The sequence below is a fragment of the Spirochaetota bacterium genome (assembly GCA_038043445.1).
GTDB lineage: Bacteria > Spirochaetota > Brachyspiria > Brachyspirales > JACRPF01 > JBBTBY01.
The window spans coordinates 100506-120984 of the sequence record JBBTBY010000013.1; the positions used below are offsets into that span (position 1 = coordinate 100506).

At 55.1% G+C, this 20479-nt stretch carries 19 protein-coding genes and 1 other RNA gene; 10 read left to right on the top strand and 10 right to left on the bottom strand.

What is annotated here, in order from left to right; all coding sequences use genetic code 11:
* Positions 1-43: 43 nt before the first annotated feature.
* The 3 genes from AABZ39_02125 to proB all read left to right on the top strand — a co-directional run bounded on the left by AABZ39_02125 (position 44) and on the right by proB (position 2565).
* Positions 44-592, top strand: a complete 549-nt coding sequence (locus AABZ39_02125; protein ID MEK6793547.1) for a hypothetical protein — start codon at positions 44-46, stop codon at positions 590-592.
* 66 nt (positions 593-658) lie between these two features.
* The gene (locus AABZ39_02130) at positions 659-1384 is read left to right on the top strand and encodes a hypothetical protein (protein ID MEK6793548.1); all 726 of its coding nucleotides are present in this window, start codon (positions 659-661) and stop codon (positions 1382-1384) included.
* Positions 1385-1431: 47 nt separating this feature from the next.
* Positions 1432-2565, top strand: coding sequence for a glutamate 5-kinase (gene proB / locus AABZ39_02135; protein MEK6793549.1), 1134 nt, complete (start codon positions 1432-1434; stop codon positions 2563-2565).
* 6 nt (positions 2566-2571) lie between these two features.
* Here proB and AABZ39_02140 read toward each other — a convergent pair whose 3' ends face one another.
* Positions 2572-3450: an AraC family transcriptional regulator gene (locus AABZ39_02140; protein ID MEK6793550.1), complete on the bottom strand. Its 879-nt coding sequence runs from the start codon at positions 3448-3450 to the stop codon at positions 2572-2574.
* 104 nt (positions 3451-3554) lie between these two features.
* Between AABZ39_02140 and AABZ39_02145 the strand changes: the two genes are divergently transcribed.
* On the top strand, positions 3555-6755 hold the full coding sequence (locus AABZ39_02145; GenBank protein MEK6793551.1) for a sugar-binding protein: 3201 nt from the start codon (positions 3555-3557) through the stop codon (positions 6753-6755).
* A 15-nt stretch (positions 6756-6770) separates the two neighbouring features.
* On the opposite strand, the gene ssrA is transcribed toward AABZ39_02145, so the two are convergent.
* From ssrA to AABZ39_02165, 4 genes are all read right to left on the bottom strand, one after another.
* Positions 6771-7118, bottom strand: a transfer-messenger RNA (tmRNA) gene (ssrA, locus tag AABZ39_02150).
* Positions 7119-7254: 136 nt separating this feature from the next.
* Positions 7255-7848 carry a translation elongation factor Ts gene (tsf, locus tag AABZ39_02155; GenBank protein MEK6793552.1) on the bottom strand — a complete coding sequence of 198 codons (594 nt, stop codon included), beginning with the start codon at positions 7846-7848 and terminating at the stop codon, positions 7255-7257.
* Between the two features lie 32 nt (positions 7849-7880).
* Positions 7881-8747, bottom strand: a complete 867-nt coding sequence (rpsB, locus tag AABZ39_02160) for a 30S ribosomal protein S2 (protein MEK6793553.1) — start codon at positions 8745-8747, stop codon at positions 7881-7883.
* Positions 8748-8912: 165 nt separating this feature from the next.
* Complete coding sequence (locus tag AABZ39_02165) at positions 8913-10130, bottom strand: hypothetical protein (protein ID MEK6793554.1); 1218 nt, start codon at positions 10128-10130, stop codon at positions 8913-8915.
* A gap of 169 nt (positions 10131-10299) precedes the next feature.
* On the opposite strand from AABZ39_02165, the gene AABZ39_02170 reads away from it, so the two are divergent.
* Both AABZ39_02170 and AABZ39_02175 read left to right on the top strand, forming a co-directional pair.
* Positions 10300-11268 carry a P13 family porin gene (locus tag AABZ39_02170; protein MEK6793555.1) on the top strand — a complete coding sequence of 323 codons (969 nt, stop codon included), beginning with the start codon at positions 10300-10302 and terminating at the stop codon, positions 11266-11268.
* Positions 11269-11481: 213 nt separating this feature from the next.
* Positions 11482-12003, top strand: a complete 522-nt coding sequence (locus AABZ39_02175; GenBank protein ID MEK6793556.1) for a hypothetical protein — start codon at positions 11482-11484, stop codon at positions 12001-12003.
* A gap of 78 nt (positions 12004-12081) precedes the next feature.
* Here the strand turns inward: AABZ39_02175 and AABZ39_02180 are convergent, their stop codons facing one another.
* Genes AABZ39_02180 through AABZ39_02200 form a run of 5 tightly spaced genes read right to left on the bottom strand, consistent with a single transcriptional unit; the run spans position 12082 to position 15551 of the window.
* Positions 12082-13518: a hypothetical protein gene (locus AABZ39_02180; protein MEK6793557.1), complete on the bottom strand. Its 1437-nt coding sequence runs from the start codon at positions 13516-13518 to the stop codon at positions 12082-12084.
* Positions 13493-14257, bottom strand: coding sequence for a type I methionyl aminopeptidase (gene map / locus AABZ39_02185; GenBank protein MEK6793558.1), 765 nt, complete (start codon positions 14255-14257; stop codon positions 13493-13495). Before map ends, AABZ39_02180 begins: the two co-directional genes overlap by 26 nt.
* Positions 14247-14432 (bottom strand): hypothetical protein, encoded by a 186-nt coding sequence (locus tag AABZ39_02190; protein ID MEK6793559.1) that lies wholly within the window; start codon positions 14430-14432, stop codon positions 14247-14249. Before AABZ39_02190 ends, map begins: the two co-directional genes overlap by 11 nt.
* Positions 14425-15111, bottom strand: a complete 687-nt coding sequence (locus AABZ39_02195) for a radical SAM protein (protein MEK6793560.1) — start codon at positions 15109-15111, stop codon at positions 14425-14427. Before AABZ39_02195 ends, AABZ39_02190 begins: the two co-directional genes overlap by 8 nt.
* A gap of 5 nt (positions 15112-15116) precedes the next feature.
* On the bottom strand, positions 15117-15551 hold the full coding sequence (locus tag AABZ39_02200; protein ID MEK6793561.1) for a polymer-forming cytoskeletal protein: 435 nt from the start codon (positions 15549-15551) through the stop codon (positions 15117-15119).
* A gap of 413 nt (positions 15552-15964) precedes the next feature.
* Between AABZ39_02200 and AABZ39_02205 the strand changes: the two genes are divergently transcribed.
* From AABZ39_02205 to AABZ39_02220, 4 genes are all read left to right on the top strand, one after another.
* Complete coding sequence (locus AABZ39_02205) at positions 15965-16723, top strand: polysaccharide lyase (GenBank protein MEK6793562.1); 759 nt, start codon at positions 15965-15967, stop codon at positions 16721-16723.
* Positions 16720-17340: a hypothetical protein gene (locus AABZ39_02210; protein ID MEK6793563.1), complete on the top strand. Its 621-nt coding sequence runs from the start codon at positions 16720-16722 to the stop codon at positions 17338-17340. The genes AABZ39_02205 and AABZ39_02210 overlap by 4 nt, the downstream gene beginning before the upstream one ends.
* A gap of 29 nt (positions 17341-17369) precedes the next feature.
* On the top strand, positions 17370-18260 hold the full coding sequence (locus AABZ39_02215; protein ID MEK6793564.1) for a helix-turn-helix domain-containing protein: 891 nt from the start codon (positions 17370-17372) through the stop codon (positions 18258-18260).
* Between the two features lie 104 nt (positions 18261-18364).
* Positions 18365-20479 carry a glycosyl hydrolase family 28 protein gene (locus AABZ39_02220; GenBank protein MEK6793565.1) on the top strand — a complete coding sequence of 705 codons (2115 nt, stop codon included), beginning with the start codon at positions 18365-18367 and terminating at the stop codon, positions 20477-20479.

Here is a 20479-nt window from a genome sequence, read left to right on the forward strand (position 1 = left end):
TTTGCTGCCCCGCTCAAAACGGCATAAAATTCGGAGGTATCGTATGCACAAGACACTGCTCGCTTTCGCTGCACTTCTCGCGGTCACCGTTGCCGGGGTATCGTTCGCAGAAGAGGAGACGTATGATGATCTTTTCACGTTCCGCTGCACGAAGGATTACAGCGGTATTGCTGAGAAATGGGCCGCGGCATACATGAAGAAGGTCAAGAAGATCGAGGCGAAAGCAGAAGTGATCGATGAAAGCGAATTCAAGGACAAGATCGACAATGAAATGCTTGCTATCGGGCCCATGCTCCCGCAGCGCGATGTTGATAAACTTGAATCGAGCGTCAGCCCGGCTGTCCATATCGAAATTTTCAAAGACGGCTCGAGGTCGATCTTTGCATGGGGCGATGAGATCATGATAAATAATTCGACCTCCGGCACGTCGTCAAACAAGCTTCTGAAAGAGGCGCTTGATCTTATACTTTCAAGCATCGGGCAGACGATCGCAAAAGATGCCGGCTGCACCCCGCTTACGCTGAAGAATCTCAATGAAACGCGGAAAAAGTGGAAGCTGAAAGAGCTCACGAAGACGGAATACAAGTTCTGATTTTATCATAACATTCCCGCGTGGAATACCGATAAATAGGAGAGAATCTATTGTCGAGGTGTATCCATGCGATACGTGATAATACTTTCGCTCGCCGCGCTCGCCTTGTGCGGAGAGACGAACATCAATGTGCTCTTTTCCTATAAGAGCGGGGCGGTCGCCTATTACAACAGCCAGCGGGTGAACGCCTCCGAATATGCCCGCGCTGCGGCGCTGCGCGATTCGATCGCGAAGAGTGCTCGTGTGCGCGCGGTGTTCATCGCCGATGTGCTCCCCGAAGCGGGGAACGAGATCGTAGCGCTTAAGAACGACGGCCGCGAGGGATTCTCCATCCATGCGACGAACGGCAGCACGGTATTCAGCTATACGCCGAGCGGCACGACCGCCGTATCCTCTGCGATGGAGCTTTCGGGGCATCGTGATGCGACGAACGAATTCCGCGTGCTGAAATATTATGTGCTTACCGAAAAGCCCGACCGGCGTCATGCGGACTGTCATCTCTTCCGCATCGATACGGACGGCATATCGCTCATTACCGTAGTGCAGTTCTATGACGAGATACGTACGAAGCGCGGAGTGTACACGACGACCATGGAAAGCATATTCGTCGATATAACGAAGGACGGATACCTCGATCTTCTTATAGCGCAGGTGGAACAGGGTGTCACCAAAAGCCGCGCTGAATACCAGCTCTATTCGTATTGCCCGAAGGAAAAAGTATATGCATTCACGCTCTCCGACCTGGGGCAGGAAGATGCAGTGAGCTATGCCGCGTATTTCGCTCGGAAATGATACGGGGCACGATTGCCTCACAGCGCATACCGTGATAGAATGACCGCATGGCCGATACAATAACCGATATCCTCTCTCGTGCAGCGACCATCGTCATAAAGCTCGGCACAGCGCAGCTTACTGACGAACGCGGGCTTTCCGAGGACCGCATACGCGCATTCGCAGCATCCATGGTATCCGCTATGCGCAGGGGAAAACGCATCATCCTCGTAACCTCAGGAGCAGTGGCGGCCGGGAGTGCGGTGATATTCGACGGAAAGAAGCCCGACACCATACCCAAGAAGCAGGCTGCCGCGAGCGTCGGGCAGATAACGCTCATGCACAGATATTTCGAGGCGTTCGCAGCGCTCGGTGTGCGCATCGGCCAGATACTCCTTTCCGAATACGTGCTCCGCGACCGTGTGAGCTATCTCAACGCGCGTAATACGATACATGAGCTCCTTAACAACGGCATCATTCCCGTGATAAACGAGAACGACACCATCGCCACCGAGGAGCTGAAATTCGGCGACAATGATTATCTCGGAGCCGTCGTCGCCTGCCTTGCCGAAGCGGACATCTATGTGATACTCACCGACACCGACGGGCTCTACCGCAATTATGACGATGCACAAAAACGCGAACTTATCGGCGTCGTTGAGCGTATCGATGCTGCGATAAAGAAAGAGGTTTCCGGGAAGACATCGAAGTTCTCCACGGGCGGCATGGCGAGCAAGATGCGCGCTATGGAATTGACCATGCATTCGGGTATTACCGGCGTCATCGCGAACGGCGCCGATACGAACGTGCTCGGCCGTATCGCCTCGGGTGAGCATGTCGGCACGGTATTTCTCCCCGGGGGGGCGGCCTCGCAGCGCAAGCGGTGGATACTCGGCAATGTGAATTTAAAAACAAAAGGGACCATCACTGTCGATGCGGGTGCTGCAAAAGCGCTCGTGGAGAATGATAAAAGTCTTCTTCCCGGGGGCATAGTATCCGTGAGCGGAAAGTTCTCGCTTGGTGACGCGGTGAATGTCGCGGATGCATCAAAACGAGTCATCGCGCGCGGCATTGTGAATTACAGCAGTGCCGAGATACAGAAGATTAAAGGTAAGCGCTCAGGCGATATTCGTGAGGTGCTCGGCGAGGCCCCGTATGAAGAAGTGATCCACCGCGATAATCTTGTGGTCGATCAGCTATAAATCGCGTTACTCGTGTGTTCGGGCATGCGTCATCTTCTTTCTCCGATAGTCGCCGGGAGAACGTCCTGTATAACGTTTGAACACCGTGCTGAAATACTGGCTTGATGAGAAGCCAAGTTGATACGAAATATCCGTTATTGATCTTCCCTTTTCAGCAAGAAGACGCTTCGATCGCTCCACCCTCCGGCGCATTATATAATCATGCACCGGCATGCCGACGACCGTGCGGAACACTTCGCGGAAGCGGGATATGGACAGACCCGCGCGACCGGCAAGATCTGTTATCGGCAGGATGCGTTCGTGCGATGTTTCTATGTGGGAAAGGATTGGTGAAAGATCCGCAGGCGGATCCATGCGCTGCTTTTTGATCGCGGCAAGCATTTCAGAAAGAAACTGTATGCATGCGCCGACAGCGAGCGCTTCCCTTATGTCCTTGTCATCGATGTGCCGGGAAAAGAATTCCTTGAGCGGCGCCGCGGCTGCGGTGCCTATCGAATATTTTCCGCTGCGCAAGCCGCGCATTGCGCGGAAGATCGGTCTTCCGAGCGACGGGTGCAGGCCGAGCAGGCGGCCGCGTCCTGATATGTCGATACGGATAAAATAATCGCGGCGTTTTTCGAGCATGTGCTTTCCGGTGCCGTGCCGCTCACCCGGCATGGCGATGAATATATCCCCTGCCTTGAGATCGTACATTCTGCCGGGGATCTCATATCGCTGTGTTCCACGGACCGTGTAGTGTATCTCGATGTGATGCGCATGTGCATGCGTTTCGCGCGGGGCGACCGCTTTGGGGAATGTCCAATCGGCGAGCACCAGTGCCGGTCGTCTGCGGCGGCCGAGATAGACACTGATGCCGCGCTGATAGTTCGTTGAGGATGCCGGCATGTGCGATATTTTACGGCGATTAATTATTAAACGCAATATTTTTCGTTTTCGGTTATACTATTGTTCATACCGTGCAGGGAAAGAACCCGCAAGGAGATGTCGACATGGATATCCGGCGCAATGCTGTGGTGATCATTATCGCAAGTATGCTTTTCATGCTCACCGTTCCGTCGCGGGCAGCGGAGCCGTTGATGCTGCTTGATGAAGAAGAGTCCATACAGAATTGGAGCGCATTCACCGTAACTGCCGATGCCGCTTTTGTGAAGAGCGGGAAAGCGGCCGCCCATTGGAAAAGCGCGAACGCGAATTCGTTCCCGGCGCCGAAGCTGATGGTGCCGGACTGGTCGTCCTATAATGCTCTCGCATTCTGGATGTATTCGGGAGTGAATAACGGTGCACAGATCGCCGTCGCGATCGGGGCATCGAACGAGAAAGGCAAGGGTGATGATTATGGCAATTGCTATTTCAAGGTCATAAAAGTCGAATGGCAGGGATGGTACGAAGTGATCATTCCCTTCAGCGAATTCATCCGAAAGGGGAATCCCCGGGGATGGAATAATATCACGTGGTTCCATTTTTCAAGCGGCGGCTGGGGCATTAAACCGAAAAGTGATACCGTTCTTTATTTTGACGATATACGCTTGACCACGGATACCGTGCTCAACAAACGCAATGAACAGCCGGTGCAGGTATTATTTTCCTGCAACAGACCGAGAACCGCGATCTTTGATAAAGGAAGCCCGGTGCTGCTGTCGTTCGTAACGGTAAGCAACACGAAGGCAGAGCCGGCAGCTTTGTCGGTCAGGGTAACCGATTATTTCGACCGCGTAATAAGCAATTGCCAGATACAGGCAGATGCGGCTGTATCCGACCGGAAGTTCACGCTTGCATTCCCTTCGCTGCCCGCTGGCTACTATGAGGTAGAGGCATGGCCGATGGATACGCAAGGCCGAAAGATGATGCCTGATTCCTGCATTGCAGCATCCGGCAGTCAGCCGCAGGGAAAAGCGACCTTTGCGGTCATGCCCCGCACGATTGCGGAGAACCATGAGCGGTCAGCGAAGCTCGGTGAAGCGGCATTTTTCGGCCTGCACGGCGGTTACGCGGACCTCGGCGACTCGCTCGGCGTAACGTGGCAGGTTTCAGGGAATCGGTGGCGTGGCAGAGAGCCGGTACGCCCCGACCGCGCTGGCGTATCACCCTGGGTGACCAATGCGCTCAATCAACCGCCGGAGCCGCTTTGGAATTTCAACATGATAAACTTCAGCGTGAATCTTGAACAATTCAACCCCGCGTGGGCGGTAACAAACACCGCCTCCGATTATCCATGGCAGGACTTTGAAGCATATTTCCGCGATGAGATTACCGTCGAGAAGCATCGTCATCCGCATCAGAAAACGCATCTGTATGATGTCGCCTGGGAGATAAATCTGAACAGCCCGGAAATGGCGGAGCATAAGCCGATGTATATGCCGTCCGATGTGATCGATATTTACCGGCGAATGCATCCATTCCTGCGGCAGGCCGAACCGGGAGCGAAACTGCTTGGGCCATGCGCATCCGGTCTCGGGGCATACAGCTGGACCGCGGAGCTGTTTCGTTTGGGTATAGGAAAGTATCTCGATGGTTTCAACTTCCACGGATACAACGCTCCGCCCCCGGAAAAAAGCAGGTTCCCGGAAGAGATCAGAAAATTGCGCGAGCTTATCCGTACGTACAATGATGGAAAAGACATGGATATGTATTGTTCCGAGCTCGGCTATCGTTCGCTCTATGGTCCGACCGATCGCAGTAAAGATCATGCGCAGTGGCATGTCCGAACGGCGATCATGCTGAAAGGCGAGGGCCTCAGAGTATATTTTCCCTTCTACGGATTCGATTATATGAACGACAAGGAGAGCTGGGGGCTTACGTACACCTTGGACCCCGCGCGTTCCTTCAGACCGCAGGCGGTCATGCCCAAGGCAGCGGCACCGGCCTTGGCGGTATGCATCGATCAGCTGGAAGGTTCGGCGCCGATCGGTGATCTGCCCTGGTTCGGCTCCGACATCTACGGATACTTTTTTCAGACCGGGACGGACATTACCCTGGCAGTATGGTCAGTGGATGCACCTCAGCGCATAACGCTTCCGGTCGGCACGGCAGCATCCATTGCGCTTGTCGACATGATGGGCGGAAAGACCGCTGTCAAAGCTGTTAACGGAACGATCGCAGTTGGACTGACACAATCACCGATCTATCTGCATGTTCCGCCGAGCATATACGGTCGCGGTGTACCGGCCGCTCATGTCACCGTCTCGGGATTCCCGGGGACGAAGGAAAATACGGTTTCCGAACCCGGGCTCTACCTCTTGTCCGCAGGGGATGGGACACATCCTGTACGCTGGCTGGCGGTGCGAAGCCCGGTAGAGATCGCCGAGGTGGGTCCGGCCATTTCCAATCGTCAAAAAAACATCGAGATCAAGGTCGCGAACCGCGGGGGAGTCGATATCCCCGTTGCGCTTACTATTGACAGCGCGATAACCGGAACGATCAAACGGATCGCAACCGTTCCTGCCGGGTCGATGAATTCGGTGTTCGTACCGCTCTCCGATTTCGATCCCAGTAAGGCGGTCACGTTCTCCATTACTGCAAGGTCGGGGAACTCCCCGTCAGTCAATGTAAGCAAAAAGATAAACTTCCTCGCGGCGCATCGTCGCGGTCAGGGATCGTCGTCTGTCAGCCTTCCGAATACCATAACGTGGCAGGGAACGGGGTCCTCCGGGCAGAAGCAGAATGCACATGCTGAGCTCGAATGGGACGAGCATTTTCTATATCTTTCTGTAGAGACCGACGATGACCTCCACAGCCAGCCCAACCGCGACCATTTTATCTGGAAGGCAGATGGGCTGCAGCTTGCATTCGATACCCATCCGGAGTCGGACGAGGTCTATAATGCACTGGGCGGTATTTTTACAAAAAAAATAACCGGTTTGGATTTTGCGTTGACGGATGCGGGAGATATCATCGCGTGGCGGCACGATACCCACAACCCGAATGAACTTCCTGCCGGTGCACTTGCCGGTACGATACAAGCCGATATTACCCGGGACGAGGTAAAGCATGTTACATCGTATCGAATATCCATCCCCTGGAAGGAAATAGGTTTGGACAGCGTCATGCCCGGAAAGACGATCGGCATCGATGTGTTGATAAATGATAAAGACAGAGACGGGGTACGGCGAGGTATTGAATTGTTCGGTGAGATCATGCGAGGGGGGATTCTACGTAACTACTCGCGCTTCGGCAGTTTTATTCTGCAATGATCACTTATGATATCTTTGGAGATGGCGGGAATCGAACCCGCGTCCTGTAAGCGACGACATAACCCTCTACATGCGTATCCTGCCTTGGTGTTTCGCCCGCACGCTGAAAGGCTGGCAAAAAACATACGGACTACTTCCTATTGTTCCGCGGCAGAGGCTTAGGATTGCAGCCCCTGTGCGTTCACGCGTGTGGTGGCGCCGACATTCCCGCCCCGCGTGAGAAGCGGGAAGCGACGGCTACTTAAAAATTAAGCAGCAAGTGCAAAATCGTCTGCACTTATAGGTTTGGCCTTTATTAACGTGGACGACCGCCACGGCACGCAGATCACGACAATCACATACAGTCGAGACCAGATCATCCCCATGTCAAAGAACGTACGTATACTATAGCATCGGCATGACCGATTGTCAAATATGCGACATGATGCGGCTATAAAAAAACAAGGGCTCATGAGCCCTTGTTTTCTGTTCTATAGAGCGATTCCCGTGAGGCTGACGTTTATCCGCCGACCTGTACACGATGGAATTTCCCGAGCGATATGTTCTCGCCGGTCTTCTGCACCGCCTCGTTGATCATTTCCTGGATGGTGGTCTTTCCGTCAACGAAGAACGGCTGTTCGAGGAGACACACTTCCGAATACCATTTTGTGAGACGGCCCTCGGCGATCTTCTCGATCATGTTCTCGGGTTTGCCCGATTCGCGGGTGAGCTTCACGAATATCTCTTTCTGTTCCTTGACCGCGTTCTGGTCAAGGTCTTCCTTGCGGATCGCGAGCGGCGCCTGCGCGGCGACATGCATGGCGATATCATTGGCGAGCTTGATGAAGATTTCGTTCTTCGCCACAAAGTCGGTCTCGCAGAAGAGCTCTACGAACACACCGAGCTTCTTGTCGTGGTGAAGATAATTGCCGAGTATGCCTTCTTTCACTTCGCGGCCCGCTTTTTTCGCCGCGGTGATAAGGCCTTTTTCCTTCAATATCTTGATGGCCTTTTCAAGGTCGCCATCCGCTTCCGTAAGCGCACGTTTGCAGTCCATGATACCGATATTCGTCCGTTCACGGAGTTCCTTTACCATCTCATTCGTTATTTCCATTTCATTCTCCCTCGCCAGAGCGCAGCGCTCTGTTACAGTACTTGCTTTTCTTCCTTCGGTTCTTCCTTCACGACGTAAGCCGCAATAGCCGATTTTTCTTCTTCACTTACTTCCTCCGCAGGGGCCGCAACGGGAGCCGCAGCGGTCTCCGCCGGTGTTGCACCCGCAGCCGGCGCCGCTTCGGCGCTTTCTGCCGGCGCAAGCGATTCCTTGCCCGCTTCGTTCTGTCCTTCGATGATCGCATCCGCGATGACATTGGTGAAGAGGTTTATCGCGCGTATCGCGTCGTCATTGCCCGGTATCGGAAGATCGATGACGTCGGGGTTGCAGTTCGTATCGACGACGGCGACGATGGGTATATGCATGCGGCGGGCTTCCTCGACCGCGATGGACTCCTCGACCGGGTCGATGATGAACACCATGTCCGGCAGACGTTCCATGTCCTTTATGCCGGAGAGATTCTTCTCAAGCTTCGCCTTTTCCTTGAGGAGATACACCGTTTCACGCTTGGGGAGGCTTTCGAACGTGCCGTCGACCTCCATGCGCTCGATGCGTTTCAGGCGTGCGATGCTGTTCTTTATCGTTGAATAGTTCGTGAGCATGCCGCCCAGCCATCGCTGGCATACGAAGAACGAGTTGCAGCGCTTCGCCGCATCCTCAATGCTCTTGGACGCCTGTTTCTTCGTTCCGACGAAAAGGAATTCGCCGCCGGCGCGGGCTATCTCCTTCACTTTCTCATAGGCCACCTTCACATAGTTGATGGTCTTCATGAGATCGATGATGTAGATGTTGTTGCGTTCCTGAAAGATGAACGGTTTCATCTTCGGGTTCCACTTGCGCGTCTGGTGTCCGAAATGGACGCCTGCCTCGAGAAGGTCTTTCATGCTGGGTAACGGCATATCCGAAACTCCTTACAAAAAATAGAAAAAGAGTACTACCAAGCGGCGTACTCTTTGTGCTTACACACAATTATTACACCGGCGCGGGACCGTCATCCGGAAACGCACAGGGAGATTACACCTTGGATAGTGCGGGGGCGATAATATGCCGGGGGACGAAAAATGTCAAGTGCCGCGCCGCTGGTGTTTTCCCGGTGTCCGTCTTCCGGGATGGCTTTTCGCAAGGGCCGCAGCTGTCCCGGCGGTGAACGCCGCGAGCGGGAAAAGAACGGTCATGAGCATGGAGGGGGACAGTACCGGGGTTATGACATCCGCCTGCGGGACATCGAAGATGCGCCCGATGAGCCCGCACGATATGCCGCTGCCGAAGACGGCGAACATGAGGATGAACGCGGCAGCAGCCCCGATGGCGCACCCCGCAAGCGGAAAGGTCGAAGATAGCGCGCCGTATTTCACCGCATTGATGATCCGGGGGTCGATGGATGACACGAACAGAGAGCCAAAATCACCGGGCTTTTTCTGTTTTACTGCCCCGGCCGATGAACGAAGGACGATGGCCGCATACTGGAAAAGGAAAGCGATAAGGACAAATGCCGAACAAATGCTGATGCAGATGACAGAGATGAGCTTGAACGTTCGGAGCGTTCCGGTATCCTCGGGGCGGTGGCTGTGGAGATTGGCGAGCAATGGGTGGAAGCGGATGACGGCCTGTATCGTTTCGCGGTCCCTTTTTTCGCAGTCGATGACGGCGAATTGCGGCGCATCCGTCCTGAGGAGCGAATAGCATCCGCTGATATCGGCGAAGAACGCGTGATCATATCCCGTCAGGGGCACGACCGCCACCCCCGAAACGTGCATACGGCGCCCGGCGTATTCCCCGTTCTTTGTCATAGTAATGATGTTCAGATGATCCCCTGCCTCGATAGCGAGCGCACGTGCAAGCGTACGTGTTATCACGATATCGTTCGGCTGTACGGGATAGCTGCCCTGTGCGAGGAAGCGTGCGAGCGGCGAGTAGCTTTTCTCAAGTGCGGAATCGATGCCGAAGCCCACCGCGCGTACCCCCTTTTCGCCGGCGGTCAGTGTCGCATCGAAGCGCAGACGGGGGAGCACCGCGCGGCATTCCTTGACCGGCTGTAAAGCGTCGCGTATCGTCGTCAGGGGAACACAATCCGCGAGGTCGATGCCTTCATGTACGTGCACGGATGCGCAGATCGCCAAGTGGCCCGATCCGAACGCAGCGCGTGAGAGGAGATACGTTTTTATGCCGTCGTGCCAGGAAAGCATGACGATGGTCAGGAATATGAACGCGGCGTACACGAATGCCGATGACGTCAGCATTCGCATGTCGTTCTTCACGGCAGGGATGGATTTTTTGAACATCGATCGTCCGAAAAATATTATTTCGGCACCATGCTATACTGTAAATCGGCATATATCAATGACATGCCTGCTGCTGGAGCGAATTGCTATAAATCGCACATCGGTATATATTTTCCATTCGGTATGCACATCGCGGTTCTGCTGAAAATACACAGGTGGAGATGCGAACATGAAAAGAATGGTTGCGTCGATTTTAGCAAGTATGTTCGCCATGGCGCTTATCGCACAGGAACGTCCGATAACGGTGGGGATAATCGAATTCCAAGGCGGGAGCGGCATATCCGCAATAGATGCGAGGACCGTATCGGAAGTATTCCGGAGCGAACTCGTTACCACCGGGGTGTACACGGTGCTTGAGCGCGGGAAGATGGATGAGATACTGAAGGAGCAGCAGTTCCAGCAGACAGGATGCACATCGACCGAATGCGCGGTGAAGCTCGGCAAGCTCCTCAATATGCAGAAAATGCTTTACGGCACGATGAGCAAGCTCGGCTCGCGGTATTATTTTGTCGTGACGATCGTCGACATCGAAACATCACGGGTCGAGAAATCGGTCAATGATTCCATGGAGGGACTTGACGACCTCTCGAAAGCGGTCAAGCGGCTCATCGAACAGATCATCGGCGGTAAGCGGCTCATCAAGGCGGGGGAATCGCCTTTTTTGAAAGTGCACACCATGGTAAAGACAGATCTGCTGAAGAATGTTGACGCAATAAAAAAAGAGGCCCCGTATATCACGGACTCGGAGAAGCTGCAGTTAGTCAATCAATTCCGCAAGGGTTTTTTCGGGGAATTGCTTCTCAATGTCTACCCCTTGCCCGGGTTCGGCGTAGGCTCGTTCGTTCAGGGCGATGTGATCGGAGGACTCGTTCTCATCGGCATTTCAGGTACCGGGGTCGCCTGCCTTTCCGTCGGGCTCGGGGGCGGGAACCAACCGCTGACATCCGTCGGCGCTGCGGTATGGATCGCAGGCATCGTGGTGGGGGCGGTATGGCCGATCGTGTATTCCGCCGTCTATAATGACGCTCTCAATAAAAGCCTCGGTGTGCAGCTCGCGTTCGAGATCAATGGCGGGTCACGATATGCCTGCGGTGTGAACGAGACGTTCGCTGCTGCGGCTGTTGCTCATCGCTTCTGACTGCGTCAATTCCCGATACGCCCGTTTTTCAGCAGGAATGCATCTTGACATTCTATTTTCCTTGTTCTATTATGGTGTGCGTACGTTCGTTGTACACACGAAAGGGGGTAACAGCACGAAAAGCCAGAGACGTTATTTTATAAGGCAGGAATGACCGCCGAAGTGTTGTTCACTAGTTCAGTAATTGGTAATTTTCATTGTAAAGGAGAATGTATGAAAGTATTCGATCGATTTCTTATCGCCGTTATGGTAATAGCCGCTGTATCCGGTGTATCCGCCCAGGCGTTCGACGGCGGCATCGGCGTGCGTGTCACCGGGGGTGCGGTAATTCAAACTGCCCCGGTCGGCGGCGCAGGCGCCGAACTTGGGGTGGGTGTTGTCGGCGATATTCCGTTCGCTGATTTTATCGGTCTTCGCCTCATGGTCGATTATGTTGCCGGTCTGCAGATGCTTACGATCAATAATTATTTTTTCGGCGGGTTCTTGAACTTCTATCTTTCCAAGGAGATATACCTTGGCATAGGAGCTGGATATCAGCTTCAAATGATATCCTTCATGGGAATGAGTGCAAGTGCAGGAGCGCCGTACGGTGCACTTGAATTCGGATATGTCGTGCCGCTCAGTACCAATCTCGGCCTGGACCTTGGATTGATAGCCACAATGCCCATGTTCTCTTCGGGGGTAGTGTTTTTCGACGTCCGTGCCTGCGTAGGATTACAGTTCAAGATAAAGTAAAGGGCATTGCGTTCGTTCTTGCATAGCTTGCCGCAAATTCAGTGCGTACGGGGCGCGGAAACGCGCCCCTTTTTTTATCTATCGCACATAGCGCCACGCTGTTCCCGCAAACTTGAGCGTTCTCCGTTCACCGAACGGCACAGCGGACGGGAATGGATATTCCGGCGGGAGCGGCGCTTGGCGAACGCTCGTGAAAAGCGATTCATGCTCGTCATAGGAGAAGTTCGCCGCCGATGGGATAGTGACGTTCCCACGAATGCGCACGGGCATGCTGAAGGCGATGCGCGCTATCTCATCGCATTTTGCCGTAAGCTCTTTATCGATGTACGAATGAAGCGATATGCTCCGCGCGCGGGGTATGCCGTCCTTGCTGTCGGAGAGCGGTACGACGGCGATATAGGTGTACATCATCTCATAGGGGAAATCGAGGCGTATGATGCCGTTCTCAAGCGATGTTATCGCGAGGAGGGGCATGTTGTACACGACAAGAAGGGGATAATCCCTTCCGTTCTCATTGCCGCCGAAGAGCATTATCCAATTGCGCGTGGGCGGGCGATTCGTCCGTAGGGAAAACGCTTCGCCGGCAAGCGGGAATGTATGGTAATTCGTTGCAATGAACAAACCGCCGTGCGATAATGAGATACGGTCATTGGAGAGGCCGCCGATATACACCGATTTCCACACCGTTTCGACCACCGGGAACGGATGCAGCGAACTTCGGAAAAGCTCGAAGCCGTAGAGATCGCTCCGGCGATAGAGCACATCGACCATGTCCGCATAGGGGCTGATATTGCTTATCGTGTACGAGACGACGACCTCGCCCGCTTCGAAATATGATGCGATGTCCGCGGTATGATTGCTGAGATAGAGCAGGGACTTGATGGTGTTGCTGCCGCCGCGCAGCGTGCTTTGCGGGAATATCGTTTCGCGGGTGAAGCCCCGGTCGCGCACCTGCCAGCCGGTAATGCAGGATACGCGCCGCTCATTGATGTAGGTCTCGCTTTCGGCCCACAGCATTGGCGTGATGAGCTTCATGCCGTTGGTCGTTGCGGGCGGCAGCGTGAACGTATGCGTGAACAGTATCTTCGATATCGGCAGCCGCGGGAGATAGCGCGCTATCGTGTGATCGGAAAAGATGGTGTCGCCGTCGATGCGCTCGGGGATGCTGATGCGCCCGCTGATGAGCGGCCCGCCGCCGTAGGGCTCGGCGTGGAATTCCCAGAGCGCTTTTTCGCCGTTCCCCAGGGAAAGCGTGCGCGGCAGCATGACGAACGGCGGGAAGGTGACCACGAACCTCGGTATGCCGTTATCGTCCGGATAGAGCGGTAATTCCCACGGGCGTATGATCCGTTTTTCGAGCAATGGGTACACGAGCGGTGCTGCGGACAAGCGCACACCGGCGGCGAGAGTGATGATGAGCACCAGAAGAAGGAACGATGTGCGGGCGGGATGATACCCCTCATGCAGGATGCGTTCTGTTCGCGGGTGACTATGACAGCGCGGTGAGTATCTCATATCCGGTCTCGGTGATGAGCACCGTGTGTTCATAATGAGATGAAAGCATGCCGTCGCGCGTGACGATGGTCCAGTCATCGTCCATCATGAGCACTTCGGATACACCGGCGTTGATCATGGGCTCTATCGCTATCGTCGTCCCTGCGGGGAGGGTGGGCCCTTCGCCCGCTTTTCCATGATTGCTCACCTGCGGTTCTTCGTGGAGTTTGCTCCCGATGCCGTGACCGGCGAACTGGCGGACGACGGAATACCCGGCGCGTTCTGCGGCGGACTGTATCGCAGCGGAAAGATCGCCCAGGTGCACGTTCGCTTTGAGCACGGCCACACCGGTGAAGAACGCTTCCTCGGTCGTCTTTACGAGACGCGCTGCCTCCGCCGATATCGTTCCCACGGCGTAGGTGCGCGCCGCGTCGACATGATAACCGCGGAGATTGAGACCGATGTCGATGCCGACGATGTCGCCCTCGTTGAACGGCGTGCGGTTGGGGATGCCGTGAATGACCTCATCGTTCCTGGAGGCGCATATGCTCGCCGGATATTTTGCGCCGCCCACCTTGTATCCCTTGAACGACGGCTTGGCACCCGCACGGGTGATGAAATCGTAGGCGAAGGAATCGATATCCTTGGACACGGCGCCGGGCCTTACCAGCGCTTCTATCTTTATGAAAAGCTCGGCAAGGAGCTTTCCGCCCATGCGCATGATGGCTATTTCGGCCTCGGATTTCGGTTTAATCGGCATTGTCCGTCGTCTTGTAGAATATGTTCCCTGAGAACGTATATTCGAATATCTTTTTTTCCGCAAGCAGCGCGTTCAGGGTGCGCTCGGTACCGGCACCGAACACATCGCAGAGTTCTTCCCTCGTCTGCGGCCGTATGCGCAGGGATTCGATGATGCGCTGTGAAAGATCACCCACGGTCGAACACCTTCGAGAGATGCGCGAGGGCCGCATCATCGACGGGTCGGACATCGAACGCGGGCGGGCGGTACACGGTGTTGCAGTACACCGCGGAATAGCGGATGTCGGAGAGCACGCACTTGACCGCCTCCATCTCCTCCATCGTATCGTTCACATCCTTGACTATCATTATCTCTATCTGAAGCTCGCCTTCGTATTCGCGGGAGAAGCGGATAAGTCCTTCGGTGTGCATGTCGTGCGTGATATCCGCGTGCGGGTGCATGAGGCGCGCGAACGTTTCGGGCTTTGCCGTGCTGTAAGTCGGCACCACGCGGTCGGCGTGCATGATCGCTTTGCGTACCTCGGGGCGATGAAGGAGCATGCCGTTGGTGAGCACGCAGACAGGGATGGTGAATTCACTTTTTATCGCACGTATGATGTCGCCGATGTTCGAATTAAGCGTCGGTTCGCCGGCGCCGCTGAAGGTGAGCCACTCGGGGGTAACGTCCGTAAGACGCGAGCGCAATTCCGGAAGTATCTCATCGACGGTTGTGTATGGCGCAGGGGCGGCGGATAGTTTCGTCGTTTTCCCGCTTTCGCAGTAAACGCAGTTGCATGTGCAGTATTTTGCCGGAACGATATCCAATCCGAGCGAAAGGCCGAGCCTTCGCGAACGTACGGGCCCGAAAACAGGCATGGGCGTTAATCGCTTTTGCGGCGGCTTTCCTTTTCGGGGGCCTTGCCTTCCGGAAGCGCGGGGCCGCCCGTGAACGACTCTTCGATGAGCTTGGCGATATCCTTCTTCTGGCCGCCGGTGATGGTCACCGTGCCGCGGGTGACGACGCCTTCATTGACATGTATCTTCGGTGTGACGATATTGCCGAGCACGCGGCCTGTCTCAATGAGATACACATCTTCCTGCGCGTCGATGTTGCCGATGAGCGTTCCCGCTACCGTAACACGCCTCGCGGTGATATTCGTTTTCACCTTGCCCGTGGGCCCGATAATGAGATGGTCCTCGGTCTTTATCTCGCCTTCGAATTTGCCGTCTATCTGCAGCGAGCCGGCGATATAGAATTTCCCTTCGAACGCCGAACCTTCGCCTATCAAGCTGTTTATCTGATCATTGCGTGCCATTGCTTGCTCCTTGCTTCCGATACGTGTGTACGGATTATAGCAGAGCGATGGGTTTATTTCAACAAGGGCTGTCTGAAAAGTGAATTTTTGCTCATTGAGCGGAGTCGAAATGAGCGAAATCCAGCTGAAACGATGTCATAGTCGCCTCGGCTCCCACCTCGACTGTTCGCCCTTGGCTCACTGACAGCTCGGGGCAACGGCTCGGCGACCGTTTTTTAGACAGCCCCATGCGTAGAGAGCATCTGCCGAGAATAGAGAACAGCGATTGCAACCCGCTGTTCTCTGACGATATGACGATGCGGTTTTCGTTATGGTGTTGCGCCGGGCCTCATTGCATTACCTTGCTGCATGCATTACAATCGTCGGTAATGAGAACACGATCGCATTTGATATCCATGCCTTGTGGTGCCGTGATGCTGCTCTTCGCTATCGCATGCATGAGAACACCGGTATACGAACCGACAGCCCGGACCGCGTCGAGGACATTCGATTTCGAGACGGGGACATTCGCCGGCATCTATACGAATGAAACGCCGCGGCCGTCCGCTGCACAGATAGTATCATCGCCGGCACTCGGGAGCTATGCGGCGAAGATAACGGTTGCGCCCGAGGATGTCGTTGCCAACGGCAATCGCTCGGAGCTCGCGATATACGACTGCGCGCCGTACGGGGCGACGGTGTTCTTCCGTTTCTGCTTCTACATCCCCGTGGGCGACCCCGATGGGTTTCAATGGCAGATAATAGCGCAGCTCTATCAGCTCCCCGATTTTCAGCACGGAGAGACATTCGATTACTGGTATCCGCATCCGCCGGTGACCGCGGTCTATGTGCCCGGATACCTTGAGATACACATGAACGTGGGAAGCGAGCTTGTCGTCGCCCGGACACCGATAACGAAAGGCGTGTGGTATACCAATGTCATGGAGATATATTTCCGGGATGATGCGTCCGGTTATGTCGAAGTACTGGTCAACGGTACGCCGATAACCCCCGCGAACGGCGGCAACCATCGATATTACCGCGCAACGCTGCACAATAAAGCCGGCTGTTATTTCAAGACGGGGCTCTATCGCGGGACACCGGGTGCAAGCGCAACACAGGCGCGTTCGACGAACACGATATACATCGATGATATACGCATCGGTTCGACGCTCGCGGAAGTGTATCCATGAAGAAGCGTATGCATATCGCCTCTGCACTTGCCGCACTTGCGATCTTCGCATCGGCCGCTTTTGCAGGGACGAATGAAAGCCGTGATCCGCTTAACTGCCATCGCATCGAGGCGTCGTGGGGATTTTACCGGACGGGATATTTTTATCCGATAAGCGGCGTGCGCTACGAAACGCCCGCGCTCGGCATACCGCTCTCGCTGTCGGCGGCCCTTCGTTCGTACGGGAGTTTCTATCTTGTGAGCATACGCTCGTTCGATGTAAGCGCATCAGTATCATACCGCTTTGATATCATACCGCGCTTTCTTCTTGTGACGGCAGGGGCGGGCGGCACGGTCGCGGCGCGGCTGTACAACGATACGCGGAGCACCGCATCAAGCGGATTCTATCCGTATCTCACCGGCGGCATAGCCGTCTCATTCGGCTGGTGCACGCTTTCGCTTCCCGTGCAGGTGAATTTTTTCGGCGACGGCATCGGCATTACCGGTGCGCCGGAGGCGGCGTTCCGTCTCGACTTCATCGGTCTCTTCATACGAAGCGAATTATCGGTGAACCATGTCTGGGCGGGAACAACGGGACTGTTCGCGGATAATTATGCGGGGATACGCTTGTATTTCTGATCGATCCGGTGTTCATGCAGGATGAAGCGATGGCTTTTGAACCGTTCACCACATTCAGAGTCGTCAACCGCTGGGGCAACAGGGAATCGAGCTGTTGCGTCGGAGAACACAAATATTCACACGTACTCCCTTACTGTACGGTCATAGAGATAAAACGTCCGCAGCCGCCGCATACCGCACACGTGCATGACACCTGCGAGATACACTACATCGCCCGCGGGCGTATGGTATTTCACACAGAGAACGGCATCGAATTCCTTTCGGCGAACGATGCGTATATTGCTCGAGCGGGTGAGCGGCACGGGAACGGGTATTGTACGCATGCGCGCACCGTCGTCTGCATACTCATGCTCGGTTTCGCCGATGACGGATCGCTCATCGGCTTTGAGCCCGAAAGCGCGCGGTGTTTCGCCGAGGGGATACGGAAGATGCGTCGGCGATTCCATGCGGGGGTTCGCATCGGCGACCATTTCTCCCGGATACGGCGCATCGAGACGGATGATCCGTACGCGGCGATACGGTTCCGCACTGCGGTGAGCGATATGCTCCTTGCGCTCATTGCGGCGGAGGCCTCCGCGGGGGGACGGCTGTCTTCTGCGCCGATACGGACAAGCATGGGGTACATCAGAAAGCACGCGCACGAGCGTATCGATCTGATCGCACTTGCCGCAAAGGCGCATCTCACGCCGTCGGGGTTCCGCCACCGATTCTCCCGGGAGACCGGCATGGCGCCCAAGGAATATCTCCTTCGCGAACGGATACGCGCAGCAGCGGAGATACTGCGCGCGGGTGAGAACGATATAACGACGGCAGCGTTCAAGAGCGGCTTTGCATCGAGCCAGTATTTTGCGCGGATATTCAAGCGGTATACGGGGCAATCGCCGAGCGAGTATCGGGAGTCGCCGGGGAAATTCGCGTAAGCGGGTGCGTGTCAGCCGTCCATTTCGGCATATGCCATTCCGTACAAGACAGGATCCTGAAAACAGCATATACTGTCGCGGACATGAATGAAACGAGGGATATCATGCGTATAAGACAAGCTGTACAGTACATCGCTATCTGTTCTCTGATCCTCGCGTCGCCGTTCGCGTACGGGAAGACGATAATACCGATCGATACTCTCGAAGGTCCGCCGGCGGTGAAATCCGTTGCATCGCCCGAGACGTCGTTCGAAGTGGATATCAAAACATCTGCGGGAACGAAGATCGAGGGCGAAGGCGCCGTTGGAATGAAGTTCAAACGCATCGATCAGAAAGGGCCGGGCGATTATATCCGTCTCGATATGAATATCCCGCGCGGCACGCTCGATCTTACTAAGGGAACGGCATACATACATTTCATGGGGCGCGATCTCCCCGCGGGCGGAAGCTTCTATCTTCTTCTTGAATCGCCGGGGGCGAACGCGGTCATGCAGCTGACCAATTTCCGCTCGGCTGCCGGAGAATTCCGTGCGGTAGCGCTTTTCGCAGCGGAGCTGCTCACGCTCCCGGGTACGAAGACGAAGATCGATCCCTCGGCCATCACGCGTATCTTTCTCGGCATTGCAAGCGTACCGGTCGGGCAGGGCGGTATCATCTATCTTGATGCGATCACCGATACGCCGCTTGCACCGCTCATGAACCCGCTGACATCGAACGTGGTCTCGGCAGCGACGAATAAACCGGCTTTACCGCAGATACCGGGGCTTGTCATTGGGATGCGTATCGTCACGAACACGCCGTACCGGCATGCACGAAAATTCGATGACCTCGAGGACAGAACATCCGTTGAGATACGGTCGTATCCGGCACCGGCAGGCGCACCGGTCGCCGAAGGACGAAAAGCATCGCTCATAAAGAACGGGAAGGCATACGACATCCCGCTCTATACGACACCGGTGTGGGGCGGTATCACGCTGCACGGGAGCATCGACTGCAATCAGGGGGCGGTCATCGAACTTGCAGTTCCCGGAGCGACATCCGCCGTTGTGCGCCCGCTTTCAAAAAAGATATCGGCGGCCGTAGCGGATAACAAGATACGGTTCGATGTTCCCGGTCCCGGCAAGTACATCGTTGAAGTGAACGACAGCATCGACGATGCGGTGAACATATTCGTCAACCCCATCGAGAAGAACCCGATCACTGCGAGCAATAACGCATCGGTCATCTATTTCGGACCGGGATTTCATGAGAATGTCGGGGCGATAGTGCCTACCAACGGGCAGACCGTGTACATCGCCGCCGGCGCATACCTTCATCATGCCCGCATATCGATCAGGGACAGCGACAATGTCGTCATCCGCGGCCGCGGCATCGTGGATACCGAGGCGCGGTTCAACGGATATAAGAAAGACCCATCAACAACGCATTGTCTCTCCGCGTGGAACGCGAACGGCCTTACCGTTGAAGGCATCACCTTCCTCGACGCGGAGACGTTCTGCACCGTGTACCGCAAGTCGCATGATGTGCGCATACGCAACGTGAAGGTCATCGCCAGGGACGGCAATACCGACCAGAACGATATCGTGGGCTGCCAGCGTGTGCATATTTCCGACGTATTCTACCGCGGCTATGACGACGGCATCGTCATCAAGGTCGCCATTGAAGTGAAGGACCTGCACAGCCACGACATACTCGCGGAGAATTCGGTGATATGGACCGATCTCGCGCATCCGCTCACGGTGGGTACCGAGGTGCTCAACAATGTCTATAATGTGATGTTCACGAACATCGACATACTGCATGTGCGTCAGCCGGCGCATAAATCACGCGCGCTCGCCATACACGTAGGGGATAACGGCACGGTGCATGATGTGACCTTCACCGACATACGCATCGAGTCGATAGAGAAGGCGCTCGTCAACGGCTTTGTCGATCTCATTCAGCTTGAGATAAAACCGAACGTCTATTCGAAGACGAAGCTTCCCGGTCATATGCGGAATATCACGTTCAGGAACATCGAGTTATTGAGCGCACCGAACATGCCGCTCATCGACATCAAGGGACACGGTCCCGAGAACACGGTTGAAGGCATTACGTTCGAGAACATCCGTCTTTTCGGCACGAACGTGCATGGGTACGGCGATATGAACATCGCGACGAATCAGTTCGTGAAGAACATCCGTGTTATCGACGAAAAAGGCACGGCAACGACATATTGA